Origin of the sequence: Streptomyces dangxiongensis (assembly GCF_003675325.1) — a bacterium.
GTDB lineage: Bacteria > Actinomycetota > Actinomycetes > Streptomycetales > Streptomycetaceae > Streptomyces > Streptomyces dangxiongensis.
On the sequence record NZ_CP033073.1, the window covers coordinates 4644081 to 4662976 of the forward strand.

The following is an 18896-nucleotide window of genomic DNA, read 5'->3' on the forward strand; positions in this document are numbered from 1 at the left end:
TCCACAGCCGCGGCCCCGGTGGTTGTCCACAGCTCCCGCACCGTCGGGCGAGGCGTCGTACGCTGGACACCCCCGGCCGCTCCAAGCGTCGGGCTCTTCGCGTTGCCCCCACGACCCGGACGGAAAGCCCCCTCCATGAGCCTGCACGGTCTGCTCGACGCCGTCGTCAAGGACCCCGCCCTCGCGGAAGCGATCGGCGCGGCAGCGGACGGCAACCGCAAGCACGTCGACCTCGTCGGCCCCCCGGCGGCCCGCCCCTTCGCCCTCGCCGCCCTGGCCCGCGAGACCGGCCGGCCGGTGCTGGCCGTGACGGCGACCGGCCGCGAGGCCGAGGACCTCGCCGCGGCCCTGCGCTCGCTGCTGCCTCCCGACGGCGTCGTGGAGTACCCCTCCTGGGAGACCCTCCCGCACGAGCGGCTCAGCCCCCGCAGCGACACCGTGGGCCGCCGCCTCGCCGTCCTGCGGCGCCTCGCCCACCCCAGCACCGACGACCCCGGGGCCGGCCCCGTCTCCGTCGTCGTCGCACCCGTACGCTCCGTGCTCCAGCCGCAGGTCAAGGGCCTCGGCGACCTGGAGCCGGTGTCCCTGAGGACCGGCCGGACCGCCGACCTGAACCAGACCGTCGAAGCCCTCGCGGCCGCCGCCTACGCGCGCGTGGAGCTGGTCGAGAAGCGCGGCGAGTTCGCCGTGCGCGGCGGCATCCTCGACGTGTTCCCGCCCACCGAGGAACACCCCCTGCGCGTCGAGTTCTGGGGCGACGACATCGAGGAGATCCGCTACTTCAAGGTCGCCGACCAACGCTCCCTCGAAGTCGCCGAGCACGGCCTGTGGGCGCCCCCGTGCCGCGAGCTGCTCCTCACCGACGAGGTCCGCACGCGGGCGCGCGCCCTCGCCGAGGAACACCCCGAGCTGGGCGAACTGCTCGGCAAGATCGCCGAGGGCATCGCGGTGGAGGGCATGGAGTCCCTGGCCCCGGTCCTGGTGGACGAGATGGAACTGCTCCTCGACGTGCTGCCCGAGGGCGCCATGGCCGTCGTCTGCGACCCCGAGCGGGTCCGCACCCGCGCCGCCGACCTCGTGGCGACCTCCCAGGAGTTCCTCCTGGCCTCCTGGGCGGCCACCGCGGGCGGCGGCGAGGCCCCGATCGACGTCGGCGCCGCCTCCCTGTGGTCCATCGCCGACGTACGCGACCGCGCGCGCGAGCTGGACATGATGTGGTGGTCGGTGTCCCCGTTCGCGGCCGACCTGGAACCGGACGCCGACACCCTCAAGCTCGGCATGCACGCCCCCGAGACCTACCGCGGCGACACGGCGCGGGCCCTCGCCGACACCAAGGGCTGGCTCGCCGACGGCTGGCGCACGGTGTTCATCACCGAGGGCCACGGCCCGGCCGCCCGCACCGTCGAGGTGCTCGGCGGCGAGGGCATCGCCGCCCGCCTGGACTCCGACCTCGGCACGCTCAGCCCCTCCGTCGTGCACGTCTCCTGCGGCTCGGTCGAGTACGGCTTCGTCGATCCGGCGCTCAAGCTCGCCGTGCTCACCGAGACCGACCTGTCCGGCCAGCGCACCGCGAGCCGCGACGGCGCCCGCATGCCGGCCCGCCGCCGCAAGACCATCGACCCGCTCAGCCTGGAACCGGGCGACTACATCGTCCACGAACAGCACGGCGTCGGCCGCTACATCGAGATGGTGCAGCGCACCGTGCAGGGCGCCACCCGCGAGTACCTGGTCGTCGAGTACGCGCCCGCCAAACGCGGCCAGCCCGGCGACCGGCTGTACATCCCGACCGACCAGTTGGAACAGATCACCAAGTACGTCGGCGGCGAGGCGCCCACCCTGCACCGACTGGGCGGCGCCGACTGGACGAAGACCAAGGCGCGCGCGAAGAAGGCCGTCAAGGAGATCGCGGCCGACCTGATCAAGCTGTACAGCGCGCGCATGGCCGCCCCCGGCCACGCCTTCGGCACCGACACCCCGTGGCAGCGCGAGCTGGAGGACGCCTTCCCCTACGCCGAGACCCCCGACCAGCTCACCACCATCGCCGAGGTCAAGGAGGACATGGAGAAGTCGGTCCCCATGGACCGCCTGGTCTGCGGCGACGTCGGCTACGGCAAGACCGAGATCGCCGTACGGGCCGCCTTCAAGGCCGTACAGGACGGCAAGCAGGTCGCCGTCCTGGTGCCCACGACCCTGCTGGTGCAGCAGCACTTCGGCACGTTCTCCGAGCGGTACGGGCAGTTCCCGGTCAACGTGCGGGCGCTCTCCCGCTTCCAGACCGACACCGAGGCCAAGGCCGTCCTGGAAGCCCTGAAGGACGGCACCGTGGACGTCGTCATCGGCACCCACCGCCTGTTCTCCTCCGAGACCAAGTTCAAGGACCTCGGCCTCGTCATCGTCGACGAGGAGCAGCGCTTCGGCGTCGAGCACAAGGAGCAGCTCAAGAAGCTCCGCGCCAACGTCGACGTGCTGACCATGTCCGCCACGCCCATCCCCCGCACCCTGGAGATGGCGGTCACCGGCATCCGCGAGATGTCCACGATCACCACCCCGCCGGAGGAGCGCCACCCGGTGCTCACCTTCGTCGGGCCGTACGAGGAGAGGCAGATCGGCGCCGCCATCCGCCGCGAACTGCTGCGCGAGGGCCAGGTCTTCTACATCCACAACCGGGTCGAGTCCATCGACCGCGCGGCGGCGAAGCTGCGGGAGATCGTCCCCGAGGCCCGCATCGCCATCGCCCACGGCCAGATGTCCGAGGCGGCCCTGGAGCAGGTCGTCGTCGACTTCTGGGAGAAGCGGTTCGACGTCCTCGTCTCCACCACGATCGTCGAATCCGGCATCGACATCTCCAACGCCAACACCCTGATCGTGGAACGCGGCGACACCTTCGGCCTGTCCCAGTTGCACCAACTGCGCGGCCGGGTCGGCCGGGGCCGCGATCGCGGCTACGCCTACTTCCTGTACCCGCCGGAGAAGCCGCTGACGGAGACCGCCCACGAGCGGCTCGCGACGATCGCCCAGCACACGGAGATGGGCGCCGGCATGTACGTCGCGATGAAGGATCTGGAGATCCGCGGCGCCGGCAACCTGCTCGGCGGCGAACAGTCCGGGCACATCGCGGGCGTCGGCTTCGATCTGTACGTCCGCATGGTCGGCGAGGCCGTCGCCGACTACCGGCGGCAGTTGGAGACCGGCGGGGCCGAGGAGGAGCCGCCGCTCGAGGTCAAGATCGAACTGCCCGTCGACGCCCACGTCCCGCACGACTACGCCCCCGGCGAGCGGCTGCGCCTCCAGGCGTACCGGGCCATCGCCTCCGCCAACAGCGAGGAGGACATCAAGGCCGTCCGCGAGGAACTCACCGACCGCTACGGCAAGCTGCCCGAGCCGGTGGAGAACCTGCTGCTGGTGGCCGCCCTGCGCATGCTCGCGCGCGCGAGCGGCGTCGGCGAGATCGTCCTCCAGGGCACCAACATCCGCTTCGCGCCGGTGGAGCTGCGCGAATCGCAGGAACTGCGGCTCAAGCGGCTCTACCCCGGCACGGTCATCAAGCCCACCGCCCACCAGATCCTGGTCCCGCGCCCCAAGACCGCCAAGGTGGGCGGCAAGCCGGTGGTCGGCCGCGAACTGCTGGGCTGGGTAGGTGAGTTCCTCACCTCGGTCCTCAACTGACCGACGGGGGGCGCGGGCGCGGAGCGGCTGTGGGGCTGGTCCCCGCTCTCCCCGCCACGGCGCCGACCGCCCCCCCCGTAAAGCCCTGCTTGCCCGGTAATCGCCCCTTTGTGCCCCATCTGATGGGCGCCGAAGGGACGTTACCGTTGGGGGCGGAACGATCCGCCCGTACCCGGAGGGCGGTTCAGGGCGAGCGAGGGGGCGCACCGTGACGCGTCTGAGGGGCGGGGCGGTCATCGCCGTGGCCATGATGGTCGCCGTGACCGGCTGCAAGGTGGAGCAGACGAAGGGGTCCGGCGGACCGCAGCGGACCGCGGGCGGGGGCCCGGCCATGGCCGCCGCCGGCTCACTGGCCGTCAAGGGGCGTGCGCCGAAGACCGGTTACTCCCGGGAGCGGTTCGGCACCGCCTGGGCGGACACCGACTCCAACTCCTGCGACACGCGCGACGACATACTCAAACGCGACCTGGAGAAGGTCAGGTTCACCGGCGGCGACTGCAAGGTCTCGTACGGGCTGCTGGCGTCCGACCCCTACTCCGGCAAGGAGATCACTTACCGGCGCGGTCGCAGCCAGGTCGACATCGACCACGTCGTGGCCCTCTCGGACGCCTGGCAGAAGGGCGCCAAGTACTGGGACCCCGGCAAGCGCATCGCCCTGGCCAACGACCCCCTCAACCTTCTCGCGGTCGACGCGAGCACCAACCGCGGCAAGGGGGACGGCGACGCGGCCACCTGGCTTCCCCCCGACAAGGCCTACCGCTGCACCTACGTCGCCGCCCAGGTCGCCGTCAAGAAGAAGTACGGCCTGTGGGTGACCGCCGCCGAGAAGTCCGCGATGCGCAAGGTGCTCGCCACCTGCCCCGACCAGAAGCTCCCCACCGGCGGCAACCCGACCAGCGCACCGGACCGCTTCCGCGCCCGCTGACCGGCCTGCTGACCGGCCTGCTGGCCGGCCCGCTGACCGGCCCGGCGGCCGGGCGCCCCCGTGGAGCCCGGCCGCCGATGCCGTTGATCACGCGCCCGTCTTGCCCTTCAGCGACCCCAGGACCTGGGTCGTCAGCTTCTTCGCGATCGCGGAACCGTTGTCGCCGCCCGCCGTCGACAGCACGGTGACCACGGCGTTGCCGGAACGAGCCGCGATGAGCGTGGTGCCGTTCTCCCAGGCGCCGCTCGTCAGCGTCATCGTGTACGCCTCGTCGCCGAGCCCCGTCGTCGACTGCCCGGCGACCTTCACCTTGGCGTGCGCGTCGGTGTCCGTGAAGGAGGCGCACTCGGTGGCCACGGACCGCAGGCTCTTCATGACCGTCTTCGCCGTAGCGCCCTGGAACGCGTCGACCTCCTGGGCCACTTCCTCGGTCTTGTCCTGGTTCACGTAGTCGTTCTGCGCGAAGGACGCACCGCCCTTGAAACCGGACACCTGTATCCACGACGTGCCCTCCAGCCGGGTGCAGTCCGGCTTCGCCGTGCTCCTGGCGGACGCGGCGACGAAGTCGCTGCCGCTGTCCGAGGCGCCGTCGGCCTCGGCCGTGAACCCGGCCGGGAAGGCCGACGCGGGCGCCAGCACACCCTTGAGCTGCGTACCGGTGAGCAGACCGGCGTTGGGGTTCTTCGCCTTGGCCGGCTTGGCGCTCGTGGTGTCGGAGGAAGAGTCGGAGGAGCAGGCGGACAGGGCCAGGGGAAGGGTCGCGACCGCGAGCAGGGTGACGACACGGGACGAGAGACGCATGACAGTCCTTCAGAACGGTGGCTGGAACGGGGGTGGAACGGGGGTGGGGGGTGGCGAAGAGCCACGGAGGCGGAGTGACCGCTCGTCCGCGAGGCCAATAAGATCAAAGCTTGTGAACCGAGTCAACACGATGCATGAATACTCTTGTGTACACATCGTGAAGCTCTGGATCATGTGTACGTCGGTATGCTCGATGCACACACGGGACGAGGGGAGCGGCAGCCGTGCAGGACGCGACAGAGGTGACCGCAGCCGGTATCGCACGGCTCGCCGGAGTGGGCCGTGCCGCCGTGAGCAACTGGCGCCGCCGGCACGCCGACTTCCCCAAACCGGTCGGCGGCACCGAGACCAGCCCGTCCTTCGCGCTCGCCGAGGTCGAGTCCTGGCTTCGCGCACAGGGGAAACTGGCCGAGGTCCCGCTGCGGGAGCGGGTCTGGCAGCAGCTCGCCGGCCACCCCGAGGGCCCGCTGACGGCCCTGGTGCACGCCGGCTGCGCGCTGCTGCTGATCCACGAACGCCCCACGGTCTGGCTCGACGCGAGCGCCGGTTCCGACGCGCGGCTGGCCGCGATGCTGCCGGGCGCACTGGAGCAGGTGCTGGCACCGCGCTTCGGCACCATGAGCGTCGGCAGGGGCGCCGGGCCGGGTGCCGAGGGTGTGAACACCGCGTCGGCGCGCCCCGCTGTGAACCCGGCACCGTCGGCGCAGCCCGTGAACGCCTCACCGGCCGCGCCGCCTGTGAGCTTCGCACCGATGCCGCCGCCCGCGAACCTCGCGCCGACCCCGACACGCGTGAACCCCTCACCAACGGTTCACAGCACCCCAGCCGTTCACGGCCCAACCCCTGCCGCCCACGCCGCAAACTCCGTCCCCACCGCCCCCGCCATCCGCACCCCCACCGGCCCCCAACTCCTCCCCTCCGTCCCCCTCCTGCGCGGTGCCGCCGAGCTGGCCGCCGAGGTGGGGGCGCGGCAGGCGTTCGAGTTCCTGCTGGGGCGGCACCTGGACGCCAACCCCCGCCAGTACACGCTCACCCCGGCCGAACTCGCCGGCCTCATGGCGGACCTCGCCGGCCCGGCCCGTACCGTCCTGGACCCGGCCTGCGGCACCGGCGCCCTGCTGCGCGCCGTGGACACGCGCCCCGGCCAGGAGCTGTACGCCCAGGACAGCGCTCCCGACCTCGCCGCGCTCAGCGCACTGCGGCTCGCGCTGCACTCAAGGGCCGCCGTACGCGGTGCCGTGGGTGACAGCCTGCGCGCGGACGCCCACCCGGAGCTGCGCGCGGACGCGGTCCTGTGCCATCCGCCGTTCAACGAGCGCAACTGGGGGCACGACGAACTCGCCTACGACCCCCGCTGGGAGTACGGCTTCCCGGCGCGCACCGAGTCGGAGCTGGCCTGGGTCCAGCACGCGCTGGCCCGGCTGACCGACGGCGGCACCGCCGTCCTGCTGATGCCGCCGGCCGCCGCCTCCCGCCGTTCCGGGCGCCGGATCCGCGCCGACCTGCTGCGCCGGGGCGCGCTCAGGGCCGTGGTCGCGCTGCCGGTCGGTGCCGCACCGCCGTACAACATCCCGCTGCACCTGTGGGTGCTGCGCCGGCCGGACCGTACGCCGGCGGCGCCGGAGGTGCTGCTCGTGGACACCGGGAGGTTCGCCGCCGAGGGGCGCGGCGGGCCGGACCGGGCGGCGGTACGGGAGGCCGTCCTGGACGTCTGGCGTGCGTTCGGGCGGGCCGGCCGGCTGGCGGAGCGGCCGGGGCTCGCCCGTTCCGTGCCGGTGATCGCGCTCCTCGGCGACGACGTGGACCTGGCCCCCGCCCGTCATCTGCCGCCGCCGGCGGTGGCCGACGGTGCCGCGCAGCTCGCCGAGGTGCGCGAACGGCTCGGCGAGACCCTGCGCCTGACCGCCGGCCTCACCCCGGCCCCCACCGACCCGGTGCCGGCCGCGCGCCGTCCGACCACCACGATCGGTGAACTGGCGCGCGGGGGCGCGCTGGTGCTGCGTACGGGCGGGAACGGCGGCCACGCGCGCGTGCCCGTCCTCACCGACCACGACGTCCTCGCCGGGACGGGGCCCTCGGGCACGCTCCCGGAGAGCGAGGAGGACGCCGTGCTGACCGAGGCCGGTGACATCGTCGTACCGGTGCTGGGCGGGGGCTCGGTGGCGCGGGTGATCGACGAGGGGACAGCGGGTGCCGCCCTGGGGCGCAACCTCGTGCTCCTGCGCCCCGACCGCACGGCGCTCGACCCCTGGTTCCTCGCGGGCTTCCTGCGCGGTACGGCCAACAACCGCCAGGCCAGCAGCTACGCCTCCACCGCGACCCGGCTCGACGTGCGCCGGTTGCAGTTGCCCCGGCTCCCGCTGGAGGAACAGCGGCGTTACGGCGCGCGGTTCCGCGCACTCGACGAGTTCGAGCGGGCCCTGCGCCACGCGAGCCGGCTCGGGGAGCAGCTCGTGCGCGGGATGTACGACGGTCTCACCGACGGCACGGTCGCGCCCGGCTGATTCCGGGGCGGGCGGCCGTCGGACAACGGTTCGGTACAACCCGGACCGGTTGTCCCTGCCGGGCCATATGCTCGACGCGACATGCGCACGACCGGTGTCCGTCCGCCCCGCGGAGGATGCCGGCCGGGCGCGCACGCCCACTTCAGGCATCAGGAGCAGCCATGCAAGGCCACGGCTACGGACAGCCGGTGAAGCAGCCGCCGCACACCGCGTGGCTGGTTCTCCTGCGTGTGCTGTTCGTGGCGCTCGGGTTCCTCACCATCGGCTTCCTGGCGTGGGCGATGCTCCTCCGGCTGGCGGCCGTGACCCGCCGGCCGCTGGACTGGGGGCTGTTCGTGGCGGCGCTGGCGGCCGACATCCTCAGCACCGCGCTGCTGGCGGCCGAGCCGGGCGACGACATCCACACGGCCGGCGGCTATACGGGCATCCTGCTGCTGCTCGGCACGCTCGTGGCCACGACGGCGTACTACCTGGCCGCGGACATCCGCCACTTCATGGTGCGGCAGCAGGCCTACGGGGCGCGGCAGCAGGCGTACCGGGCGCCGCAGCAGGCCCCGGCGTACGGTTACCCGGCCGCCGCGACGCCGTACACCGCGGCGACCATACCGACCCTGCCGACGGCGGCAACACCCACGGCGCCCACGCGCCCGGCCCACACGCCCACGGGCCCCGCGCACCCGACCGCCCCGCACACGCACACCCCGCCCCCGGTACCGCACACGCCCGTGCCCCCGAGCCTGGCCCCCGCGCCGCCGCAGCGTCCCGCGCCCGCCCGGATCGACCAGGTGCGGGCCGAGCTGGACGAGCTGAGCGACTACCTCCGCCGGCACGACGGCCATGAGGACGGCCGGTGAGCGTGGCGACCGGACGTGTCGTCGCGGACCGTTACGAGCTGTCGACGCTCATCGGCCAGGGCGGCATGGGCCAGGTCTGGACGGCGTACGACCAGCGGCTGGACCGGCGCGTGGCGGTGAAGCTGCTGCGGCCCGACAAGGTGGCGGGCCAGGAGGCGGACGAGCTGCGCCGGCGCTTCCTGCGCGAGTGCCGGGTGACCGCGCAGGTGGCCCACCCCGGACTGGTGACGGTGCACGACGCGGGCACCGAGGGCGAGGAGCTGTTCCTCGTCATGCAGTACGTCGACGGCGCCGACCTCTCCGACCACCTCGCCGAGCACGACCCGTACCCGTGGCAGTGGGCGGTCGCGGTGGCCGCGCAGTTGTGCGCCGTGCTGAGCGCCGTGCACGCCGTGCCGATCGTGCACCGCGACCTCAAGCCGCGCAACGTGATGGTGCAGCAGGACGGCACGGTCACCGTCCTGGACCTGGGCGTGGCCTCGGTCATGGACACCGACACCACGCGCCTCACCCACACCGGCTCCCCGATCGGCTCGCCCGCCTACATGGCGCCCGAACAGGCGATGGGCGGCGCGGTCGGCCCGTACACCGACCTGTACGCGCTGGGTGTGCTGTTGCACGAACTGCTCAGCGGTGACGTGCCGTTCGCCGGGTCCACGGCGCTCGGCGTGCTGCACCGGCACCTGTACGAGCCTCCGCTGCCGGTGCGCCGGATACGCCCCGAGGTCCCCGAGGCGCTGGAAGCCCTGGTGCTGCGGCTGCTCGCGAAGGACCCGCAGCACCGGCCCGCGTCCGCGCAGGAGGTGTACGAGGAGCTGGCGCCGCTCCTGCCCGCGCGCGGGATGCCCACCGGCGCGCCGCTGGATCCCACCCGCCCCTTCCTGCGCCCGCACGCCCCCTGGCCGGATCGCGCGCGGACCCCCGCGCCGCAGCCCGCCCCCGTCACGCCGACGCCTCCGGTGGCCGGGAAACCCGACGTGGCCGCCGCCGTCGACGACGTCAAACGGCTGCTGGGGGAGGGCCGTATCACGCAGGCCGTCGACATCCTGGGCGCGATCCTGCCGGCCGCCGCGCAACAGCACGGCGAGCACTCCCCGGTCGTACGCACGCTGCGCAAGCAGTACGCGGCCACGCTCATGGACGACGGCCAGTACCGGCGCGCGCTGCCCGAACTGCGCCGGCTCGCCGATGAACGCGCCGCCGAGGCCGGCCAGGCCGACCCGCAGTCCCTGCGCTACCGCTACGAGGCCGCGCAGTGCCTGGAACAGCTAGGCGAACCGGCCGCGGCGCTCGCCGAGTACCGCGCGCTGCTGCCCTACTACGAGAACCAGTACGTGTCCGGGGACCCGGGGCTCGCGCACGAGGTGCGCCGGCGCATCGGCCATCTGCTGCTCGCCCTCGGCGACCGGCCGGCCGCCCACGACACGCTCGCGCGGCTGCTGATGGACGTGGAGCGGCTGCACGGCCCCGGCCACCCCACGGCCGTGGAGGTCCGGCGGACCCTGCAGTGGCTGGGGCAGGTGCGCGGGTAGATTCTGCCGTTCCCTGGGTGTCGGTCGCGCACTCCGGGGGCGCGGGTTTCCCGACGGCAGACCCGCGGCTGTGCCCAGCCCAACCTCATCGCCTCCTGGGTGAAGGACCGGAACGACCTGCCGGGCGACCTCGGGTACGCGCCCCGGGACAAGCTGAACACGACGACCGCGGACCGGCCGTGGGGCGCCACCCGGTTCACCCGGCACAGCCGCGCCCACCAGTACCTGGTCAACAGCAAGGAGTCGCACGGCGGCGTCACGCTGACCGTCGACCGGGACGCGTGGGACGCGCCGGTGGCCCTCGCCGGCTGACCCGGCGGCAGGACCGTGGCGGGCGGCGGTGCCCGAAGGGCGTGTGAATCGTTGGTCGAATGGGTTGGCCGCAGCCTGCCCACTGCCTACCATCGATCATCGCAAGTCATTGCAATCTCCCCTGGAGGTTTCCTTGCACCGCCGCCGTCGCACCGCGCTCGTCCTCACCGCCGCGATCGCCGCCGCGGCACCCCTGCTGACCGCCTGCGGAAACGACGCGCACCCGGGCGCCGCGGCTGTCGTCGGCGGCGGGCGGATCACCGTCGCCCAGCTCGAGAACCGGGTCGACGAGGTCCGCGAGGCGCAACGGGCCGCGGTGGCGGACGACGCCCAGTACCAGCAGGTCGTCTCCTCCACCAGCAGCCTCACCCGCGACACCCTGCACAACATGGTCCTCGACCGGGTGCTGCACCGCGCCGCCCGGGACGAGGGCGTCACGGTCACCCGCAAGGAGATCCAGCAGATGCGTGCGGGTCTGGAGCAGCAGACCGGCGGCGCCAAGGGCCTGGAGACGGCCTGGCTCCAGAAGTACGGCATCGCCCCGGAACGCCTCGACGACAACCTGCGCCTCCAGTTGGAGGCGCAGAAGCTCGCCGCGAAGCTGGGTACCGACACCAGCCAGCCGGCGTTCTGGAAGGCCCTGTCCGCGGCGTCCCGGGAACTTCACGTCGACCTCAACCCGCGCTACGGCACCTGGGACGTGCAGAAGAGCAGCCGCGTGGACGCCCGGACGCCGTGGGTCCGTGAGGTCACGACGGCGGACGGACAGCCGGGCACGGCGTAGGACGCCATGGGGTAGGACGCCACGGGGTAGGACGCCACGGCGTAGGGCGGGCACGGCGCACAGGCCGACCCGGGCGCAGGCCGGCCACGGCACAGGCGAACGTGGCGCCAGGCCGGCCACGGTACAAGCGGGCCTCAGCGCCAAGTCGACCGGTCATACGATCACAGGACTCCTCGGCCCTGTGGACAACGCAATCCGTTCCATCGCGCCGTGGGTTACGTTCGGATCGTGAACGAAACCAGCCGCGAAACCGCTGCCGCCCCCGGCCGTGTCGTCCTGCTCACCACCAGCCATCGGGTCGCCCCCGGCCTGCTGTCCTGGCCCGCCTGGCAGGCGCTGCGCGCCGCCGACGCCGTGCTGTGCGCGGACGGCGAGCATCCGCAGTTGCCGTATCTGCGGGAGGCGGGGATAGCGGTGGCGCAGACGTCGCCCACCGCGCAGGAGCTGGTCGACGCCTGCGCCGGCGGACGGACGGTGGTGGTCGTGGCCACCGGTGAGGGGGAGCCCGCCCTCACCGACGGCCTGGCCCCGGCTGGCCGGCACCGGCCGGACCGCCATGCCGGACCTGGAGCTGCTGCCCGCCTCCTACGACCTGCCCGGCGCCCGCCTCCTGGACCTGGTCCAGGTCATGGACCGCATCCGCGCGCAGTGCCCGTGGTCCTCCCGGCAGACCCACGAGGGCCTGGCGAAGTACGGCATAGAGGAGGCGTACGAACTGGTCGAGGCGATCGAGGCCGGCGACCGCGAGGAAATGCGCGAAGAGCTGGGCGACGTCCTGCTCCAGGTCGTCTTCCACTCCCGGATCGCCGAGGAGCACCCGGACGCGCCGTTCTCCGTCGACGACGTCGCCGGCGGCATCGTCGCCAAGCTCGTCCACCGGCACCCGCACGTCTTCGGCGACGAGACGGCCGAGACCCCGGAGGACGTCAAGGAACACTGGCGGCGCACCAAGGCCGAGGAGAAGCGGCGTGCCTCGGTCACGGACGGCGTGCCCCTCGGCCAGCCCGGCCTGGCCCTCGCCGCGAAGCTCGCCTCCCGCACCCGCACGGCGGACCTGGACGTACCCCTGCCGCGCGGCGAGGGCATCGGGTACGAACTGCTGGCGCTGGCGGTCCGTGCGGAGGCGGCCGGCATCGACCCCGAGGCGGCGCTGCGGGCGGCGGCGCGGGTGTACCGGGACGCGATACGGACCGCCGAGGGTCTGTCCGCCTAGCACCCTCGCTACAGGGGGCGGGTGCGGGCCCGGTGACACCCGTCCGCGATGACGCCGTCCGAGATGGCGTGGGCCCCGGTGACGCCGTCCCGGTGACGCCCGGCCATGACGGCGTCGGCCCCGGTGACGCCGTCCGCGATGACGCCGCCCGCACTGGCGGCGGCCCAGTGACGCCGTCCCAGTGACGCCGGCCGTGATGGCGCCGGCCCGGAGGCGGCGGCCGGTACGGGGAGGTACCGGCGGGGGAGCGGGCGGGGCAGGAGCCCGGAGCTGCGTGCGCCGCGCGGCACACACGGCCGATCCGCAAGCGCTTGCCCGACACCCCGCCGCGCGCCCCCCGGCGAGCCGGATACCGTCGGGGAGTGACCGACCAGCTCCGCCCCGACGGCCCGGCGCCCGCCCTCTTCACATGGGAGTTCGCCACCGACCCCTACCCCGCCTACGCCTGGCTGCGCGAGCACGCCCCCGTGCACCGCACGCGGTTGCCGAGCGGGGTCGAGGCCTGGCTCGTCACCCGGTACGCCGATGCCCGGCAGGCCCTGGCCGACCAGCGGCTGAGCAAGAACCCGGCGCATCACGACGAGCCCGCGCACGCCAGGGGCAAGACCGGCATCCCGGGCGAGCGCAAGGCCGAACTGATGACGCACCTGCTGAACATCGATCCCCCGGACCACACCCGGCTGCGCAGACTGGTCAGCAAGGCGTTCACACCGCGCCGGGTCGCCGAGTTCGCACCCCGGGTGCAGGAGCTGACCGACCACCTCATCGACCGGTTCGCGACGACGGGATCCGCCGACCTCATCCACGACTTCGCCTTCCCGCTGCCCATCTACGCCATCTGCGACCTGCTCGGCGTTCCGCGCGAGGACCAGGACGACTTCCGGGACTGGGCGGGCATGATGATCCGGCACGGCGGCGGGCCCCGGGGCGGGGTCGCCCGGTCGGTGAAGAAGATGCGCGGCTATCTCGCCGAGCTGATCCACCGCAAGCGCGCGGCGCTGCCCGCCGAAGCGGCGCCCGGCGAGGACCTGATCTCCGGCCTGATCCGCGCCTCCGACCACGGCGAGCACCTCACCGAGAACGAGGCCGCCGCGATGGCCTTCATCCTGCTGTTCGCCGGCTTCGAGACGACGGTCAACCTCATCGGCAACGGCACCTACGCCCTGCTCACCCACCCCGGGCAGCGCCGGCTGCTCCAGGAGTCCCTGGTGCGCGGGGAAGGGGACCTGCTGGAGACCGGCGTGGAGGAACTGCTCCGCTACGACGGCCCGGTGGAGCTGGCCACCTGGCGGTTCGCGACCGAGCCGCTCACCGTCGGCGGGCAGGACATCGCGCCGGGCGATCCGGTGCTCGTCGTCCTCGCCGCGGCCGACCGGGACCCGGAGCGGTTCGACGGCCCGGACGTGCTCGACCTCGCCCGCCGCGACAACCAGCACCTCGGCTACGGCCACGGCATCCACTACTGCCTCGGCGCGCCGCTCGCCCGGCTGGAGGGTCAGACCGCGCTCGCCACCCTGCTCACCCGCCTGCCCGACCTGCGTCTAGCCGCGGACCCGGCCGAGCTGCGCTGGCGCGGCGGGCTCATCATGCGTGGCCTGCGCACCCTGCCTGTGGAGTTCACGCCCACCGCCTGAGGGCCGCCGTCGCACGGGAAATGACGGACGTTCAACTCTGTGATCTTCACGTGATCTGTGCGGCATTAACTTGTGACAAGCGATCGTCTGCCGATACGTTCACCCCTCAGCGCGGCGGGCACCGTTCGCCGTGCCGGTCCTGCTGTCGCTCGAAAGGCTCCTGCATGCTCTCCGGGAACGGCCGACACCGTCGCCCCCGTCAGGCTCCGGCCCTCCTCGTCGCGGCCGGCGTGACCGGTTCCGCCATCGCCATTCCGCTCCTCGGCGCGGCGGGCGCCCACGCGGCCGACGGCACCACTTGGGACAAGGTCGCCGAATGCGAGAGCGGCGGCTCCTGGAGCGCGGACACCGGCAACGGGTACTTCGGCGGCCTCCAGATCTCGCAGGACGACTGGGCCAAGTACGGCGGCACCCAGTACGCGGCCAGCGCCGACCAGGCCAGCCGCTCCCAGCAGATCGCCGTCGCCGAGAAGATCCTCGCCACCAAGGGCACCACACCGTGGGCCACCTGCGCCCTGCTGTCCGGGCTGACCTCGAACTCGGGCTCGGTGGACGTCGACACGGGCGTCGGCGGCTCCGGAGGGTCGGGTGACACCGGTGGCACCGATGACACCGGGGGCTCGTCCGGCACGTCGGACTCGACCGGCACGACCGGCTCGACCGGCACCTCCGACGGTTCCGGTACTTCCGGCACGTCCGGTTCGCCGGATTCGCCGTCCTCCACCGGTACCGGTTCGGACACCGGCTCCGGCTCCGGCGCCGGTTCCTCCTCGGGCACGGCCACCACGCCGAGCGCGAAGCCGGGCAAGGGCGCGGGCAGGACCACCGGTTCCACCGGGACCGACACTCCCAAGTCCGACAAGTCCGCCCCGTCGGACATCGGAGCCGGAGCCTCACAGGGGGTGGACGGCTCGCCCACGGCAACCCCGGATGCCGGCAATCAGGACAATCCCCAGCAGGCCGCCGGTTCCTGGAGCCTGGTCGACACCGGCAGCCTCGGCGCGGCCGGGCGTCATCGCGGCACGAGTGCGGACGAAAGTGCGACAAACGGTCAAAGTCCCGCACTGTCCGGCCGGCACGCCACCCGGGAGTCGGACACCTACACGATCCGCGCGGGCGACTCCCTGGCCTCCATCGCCGACTCCCTTGAGGTCGACGGAGGATGGCGGGTGCTCTATGCCGGCAACAAGAAGGCCATCGGCACCGACCCGAACCGCATCACTGCCGGTCAGACCCTCGAAGTCGGGGACGAAACGGGCGCCGAATAGGGGAAATTGACGCCTCATTTGGCGCTTGATGTCCGTTTTGGCGAAAGTGTGGGATGAGTCTCAGAAGCCCTGATCGTCTTTGAAATTCCGTGGATCACGTGTCTACGGTCGAGATCGCTCGTCACCACGAGCCCCGGCAGTCGCAACGCCGAATCCTGCCAGCGGTTGCCCGGGAACAGTCGTCGCGTCAAGCGCCGCAGGCAGGAGCGGGGGACCCAAGGTAAGTGCCGGGACCAGCAGTTGAAGAGGCTGGCACCGGCTGGGGGTGAAGCCGCACCTCGCACACAGCGAGGGTGCGGCCGGGCAACTCAACCGGCCCGAACCCGACAGCTCACCTCGCAGGCGTCGGTGAGGGGATAGATTCATGCTGTTTTCCGCCAAGGGCAAGCACCGTCGTCCGTCCAAGGCCGTTCGCGCCATCACGCTCGCCGGTGTCACCGGCGCCGCCGTCGCCGCCCCGCTGATGGCGACCGGCACCGCCTCCGCCGCCACCTCCTCCGAGTGGGACGCCGTCGCCCAGTGCGAGTCCGGTGGCAACTGGTCCATCAACACCGGCAACGGCTACTACGGCGGCCTTCAGTTCTCCGCCTCCACCTGGGCCGCGTACGGCGGCACGCAGTACGCCGCCACCGCCGACAAGGCCGGCAAGGCGCAGCAGATCGCCGTGGCCGAAAAGGTGCTGGCCGCGCAGGGCAAGGGTGCCTGGCCGGTCTGCGGCACGGGCCTGTCGGGCGCGTCCTCCGGCGGTTCCGCCCCGACCACCACTTCGGACTCGGCCGGCACCAGCACCTCGGGCTCGGCCGGCACCACCACCCGCTCCGCCGACCAGCAGGCCGCCTCCCGCTCCGCCGAGCGCCCGGCCGCGTCCGCGAGCCAGACCCCGAGCCCGAGTCAGAACAAGAGCAAGACCGTCACCACCCCGACCGGCAAGACGGTCAAGAAGGGCGACGGCGAGTACAAGGTCGTCACCGGCGACACGCTCAGCTCCATCGCCACCGCGCAGCACGTGCGGGGCGGCTGGGCGAAGCTGTTCGAGCTGAACAAGGACGTCGTCGAGGACGCCAACCTCATCTACCCAGGTCAGCAGCTGCACCTGAAGTGACACCCCGGCTCCGCACGGAGCCGCAGCCCCCTCGCGGCCCGGCCCCCATGCCGAGCGCCTCGTGAGGGGGTCCCCGTCCCCACGGGCTCCCCGCCCGGTGCGTGTTCCCCCGTACGCACCGGGCGGGGCTTTCTGCTGTCGGCGGCCCTTTTCGCGGAGCCCGTTGCCCCAAGCTCTTTGTTTCGACAAGAAACAAAAGTACGGTCGCCTTGTCCACGGGACGGTCGGTCGGTGGCCGACGGCCCCTGGACGGTTAGGCTCTAGTCGCAAGGCACAGCCGTAAGGCACACAGCCCCGCACTTCCAGCGTCACATCCAAGAAGGAGATGCTCGTGCCGTCCATCGACGTCGTCGTAGCCCGGGAAATCCTGGACTCCCGAGGCAACCCCACGGTCGAGGTCGAGGTCGGCCTCGACGACGGCAGCACGGGTCGTGCCGCCGTTCCCTCCGGCGCCTCGACCGGCGCCTTCGAGGCCATCGAGCTGCGCGACGGTGACCCGAACCGCTACCAGGGCAAGGGCGTCGAGAAGGCCGTCCTCGCCGTGATCGAGCAGATCGGCCCGGAGCTGGTCGGCTACGACGCCACCGAGCAGCGCCTGATCGACCAGGCCATGTTCGACCTGGACGCCACCGACAACAAGGGCTCCCTCGGCGCCAACGCCATCCTCGGCGTCTCGCTCGCCGTCGCCCACGCCGCCTCCGAGGCCAGCGACCTGCCGCTCTTCCGCTACCTGGGCGGCCCGAACGCGCACCTGCTGCCGGTGCCGATGATGAACATCCTGAACGGCGGCTCGCACGCCGACTCCAACGTGGACATCCAGGAGTTCATGATCGCCCCGATCGGCGCGGAGTCCTTCTCCGAGGCCCTGCGCTGGGGTGCCGAGGTCTACCACACGCTGAAGAAGGTCCTGAAGAACAAGGGCCTGTCCACCGGCCTCGGCGACGAGGGCGGCTTCGCCCCGAACCTCGGCTCCAACCGCGAGGCCCTCGACCTCATCCTCGAGGCGATCAAGGAGGCCGGTTACACCCCCGGCGAGCAGATCGCGCTGGCCCTCGACGTGGCCGCCTCCGAGTTCTACAAGGACGGCTCCTACGTCTTCGAGGGCAAGACCCGCTCCGCGCAGGAGATGACCGAGTACTACGCCGAGCTGGTCGAGGCGTACCCGCTGGTCTCCATCGAGGACCCGCTGTTCGAGGACGACTGGGAGGGCTGGAAGACCATCACCGCCCAGCTCGGCGACAAGGTCCAGCTAGTCGGCGACGACCTGTTCGTCACCAACCCCGAGCGCCTCGCCCGGGGCATCGAGGACGGCGCCGCCAACGCCCTGCTCGTCAAGGTGAACCAGATCGGCTCGCTGACCGAGACCCTCGACGCCGTCGAGCTGGCCCAGCGCAGCGGCTACAAGTGCATGATGTCCCACCGCTCCGGCGAGACCGAGGACGTCACCATCGCCGACCTGGCCGTCGCGACCAACTGCGGCCAGATCAAGACCGGTGCCCCGGCCCGCTCCGAGCGCGTCGCCAAGTACAACCAGCTACTGCGCATCGAGGAGATCCTCGACGACGCCGCGGTGTACGCGGGCCGCTCGGCCTTCCCCCGGTTTCGCTCCGCGAACCGGTAGGCACAGCGCTCCGCGAACCGGTAGGCACAGCGCTCCGCGAACCGGTAGGCACAGCGCTCCGCGAACCGGTAGGCACAGCAGGGGCTGAGCCTGCCCGGGCCGTGTCCTAGCCAGTCGTACGTACGTCCCCGTACCCGGTCCCGTACCGTGTCCGGGGACGTACGCGCGTGTGACGGGAGGCGGGAAACAATGGCCGTGAAGGACCGTGACCGGTTCTCCACCGCGACCAGGCTGCGGCTGCTGGGTGAGCAGACGGCGGCCCGGGTCTACCGCTCCCAGACGAAACGGCAGGCCCGCCGCTCCCGGCTCACCGGACGCGCGGCCCTGCTCGCGCTCGTGCTGTGCTCGCTGGTCGTCGCCCTCGCCTATCCGATGCGGCAGTACGTCTCCCAGCGCGCGGAGATCGCCGACGTCCAGCGGCGGCAGCAGCAGGCCCGCGAGCGCGTCGAACAGTTGCGCGACCTCAAGGCCCGCTGGCAGGACGACGCCTACGCCGAGCAGCAGATCCGCCGCCGGCTGCACTATGTGAGGCCCGGCGAGACCGGGTACGTCGTCATCGACCCGGGCGCCGCCAAGCAGTCCCGCGCCGACCTCCGGGCCGCCCACCGGCCCTGGTACGCGAACGTCTGGGACGGGGTCGACAAGTCCGACGCCTCCGACCAGTGAGCCGGCGTCAGAAC

Annotated in this window: 12 protein-coding genes, 2 pseudogenes and 1 riboswitch; of the genes and pseudogenes, 13 read left to right on the forward strand and 1 reads right to left on the reverse strand. The window is 72.5% G+C overall.

The window, feature by feature from the left end; all coding sequences use genetic code 11:
* The first annotated feature begins 135 nt into the window (after window positions 1–135).
* Together mfd and D9753_RS20915 are read left to right on the forward strand one after the other, a co-directional pair.
* Complete coding sequence (gene mfd / locus D9753_RS20910) at window positions 136–3666, forward strand: transcription-repair coupling factor (RefSeq protein WP_121788374.1); 3531 nt, start codon at window positions 136–138, stop codon at window positions 3664–3666.
* 208 nt (window positions 3667–3874) lie between these two features.
* A complete protein-coding gene (locus D9753_RS20915) occupies window positions 3875–4591 on the forward strand; it encodes an HNH endonuclease family protein (protein ID WP_121788375.1) in 717 nt (238 codons plus the stop codon).
* Window positions 4592–4678: 87 nt separating this feature from the next.
* Here the strand turns inward: D9753_RS20915 and D9753_RS20920 are convergent, their stop codons facing one another.
* Window positions 4679–5392 carry a hypothetical protein gene (locus D9753_RS20920; protein WP_121788376.1) on the reverse strand — a complete coding sequence of 238 codons (714 nt, stop codon included), beginning with the start codon at window positions 5390–5392 and terminating at the stop codon, window positions 4679–4681.
* Between the two features lie 224 nt (window positions 5393–5616).
* On the opposite strand from D9753_RS20920, the gene D9753_RS20925 reads away from it, so the two are divergent.
* The 11 genes and pseudogenes from D9753_RS20925 to D9753_RS20980 all read left to right on the forward strand — a co-directional run bounded on the left by D9753_RS20925 (window position 5617) and on the right by D9753_RS20980 (window position 18882).
* Window positions 5617–7896 (forward strand): N-6 DNA methylase, encoded by a 2280-nt coding sequence (locus tag D9753_RS20925; RefSeq protein WP_121788377.1) that lies wholly within the window; start codon window positions 5617–5619, stop codon window positions 7894–7896.
* 161 nt (window positions 7897–8057) lie between these two features.
* Window positions 8058–8750 (forward strand): hypothetical protein, encoded by a 693-nt coding sequence (locus D9753_RS20930; protein WP_121788378.1) that lies wholly within the window; start codon window positions 8058–8060, stop codon window positions 8748–8750.
* A gap of 38 nt (window positions 8751–8788) precedes the next feature.
* Window positions 8789–10282, forward strand: a complete 1494-nt coding sequence (locus tag D9753_RS20935) for a serine/threonine-protein kinase (RefSeq protein ID WP_276209464.1) — start codon at window positions 8789–8791, stop codon at window positions 10280–10282.
* A 105-nt stretch (window positions 10283–10387) separates the two neighbouring features.
* Window positions 10388–10594: pseudogene (locus tag D9753_RS20940) on the forward strand (glycoside hydrolase domain-containing protein); the annotation flags it as partial.
* Between the two features lie 133 nt (window positions 10595–10727).
* Window positions 10728–11378: a SurA N-terminal domain-containing protein gene (locus D9753_RS20945; protein WP_121788380.1), complete on the forward strand. Its 651-nt coding sequence runs from the start codon at window positions 10728–10730 to the stop codon at window positions 11376–11378.
* A 228-nt stretch (window positions 11379–11606) separates the two neighbouring features.
* Window positions 11607–12591: pseudogene (locus D9753_RS20950) on the forward strand (nucleoside triphosphate pyrophosphohydrolase).
* A 362-nt stretch (window positions 12592–12953) separates the two neighbouring features.
* Window positions 12954–14225 (forward strand): cytochrome P450 family protein, encoded by a 1272-nt coding sequence (locus tag D9753_RS20960; RefSeq protein ID WP_121788382.1) that lies wholly within the window; start codon window positions 12954–12956, stop codon window positions 14223–14225.
* Window positions 14226–14389: 164 nt separating this feature from the next.
* Entirely contained in the window at window positions 14390–15493 is a 1104-nt protein-coding gene (locus D9753_RS20965) for a LysM peptidoglycan-binding domain-containing protein (protein ID WP_121788383.1), read from the forward strand.
* 182 nt (window positions 15494–15675) lie between these two features.
* Window positions 15676–15853, forward strand: a riboswitch (cyclic di-AMP (ydaO/yuaA leader).
* Window positions 15854–15857: 4 nt separating this feature from the next.
* Window positions 15858–16595, forward strand: a complete 738-nt coding sequence (locus tag D9753_RS20970; protein WP_121788384.1) for a LysM peptidoglycan-binding domain-containing protein — start codon at window positions 15858–15860, stop codon at window positions 16593–16595.
* A gap of 331 nt (window positions 16596–16926) precedes the next feature.
* Window positions 16927–18216, forward strand: a complete 1290-nt coding sequence (eno, locus tag D9753_RS20975; RefSeq protein ID WP_121791202.1) for a phosphopyruvate hydratase — start codon at window positions 16927–16929, stop codon at window positions 18214–18216.
* A gap of 189 nt (window positions 18217–18405) precedes the next feature.
* Window positions 18406–18882, forward strand: coding sequence for an FtsB family cell division protein (locus tag D9753_RS20980; RefSeq protein ID WP_121788385.1), 477 nt, complete (start codon window positions 18406–18408; stop codon window positions 18880–18882).
* Window positions 18883–18896: the final 14 nt, after the last annotated feature.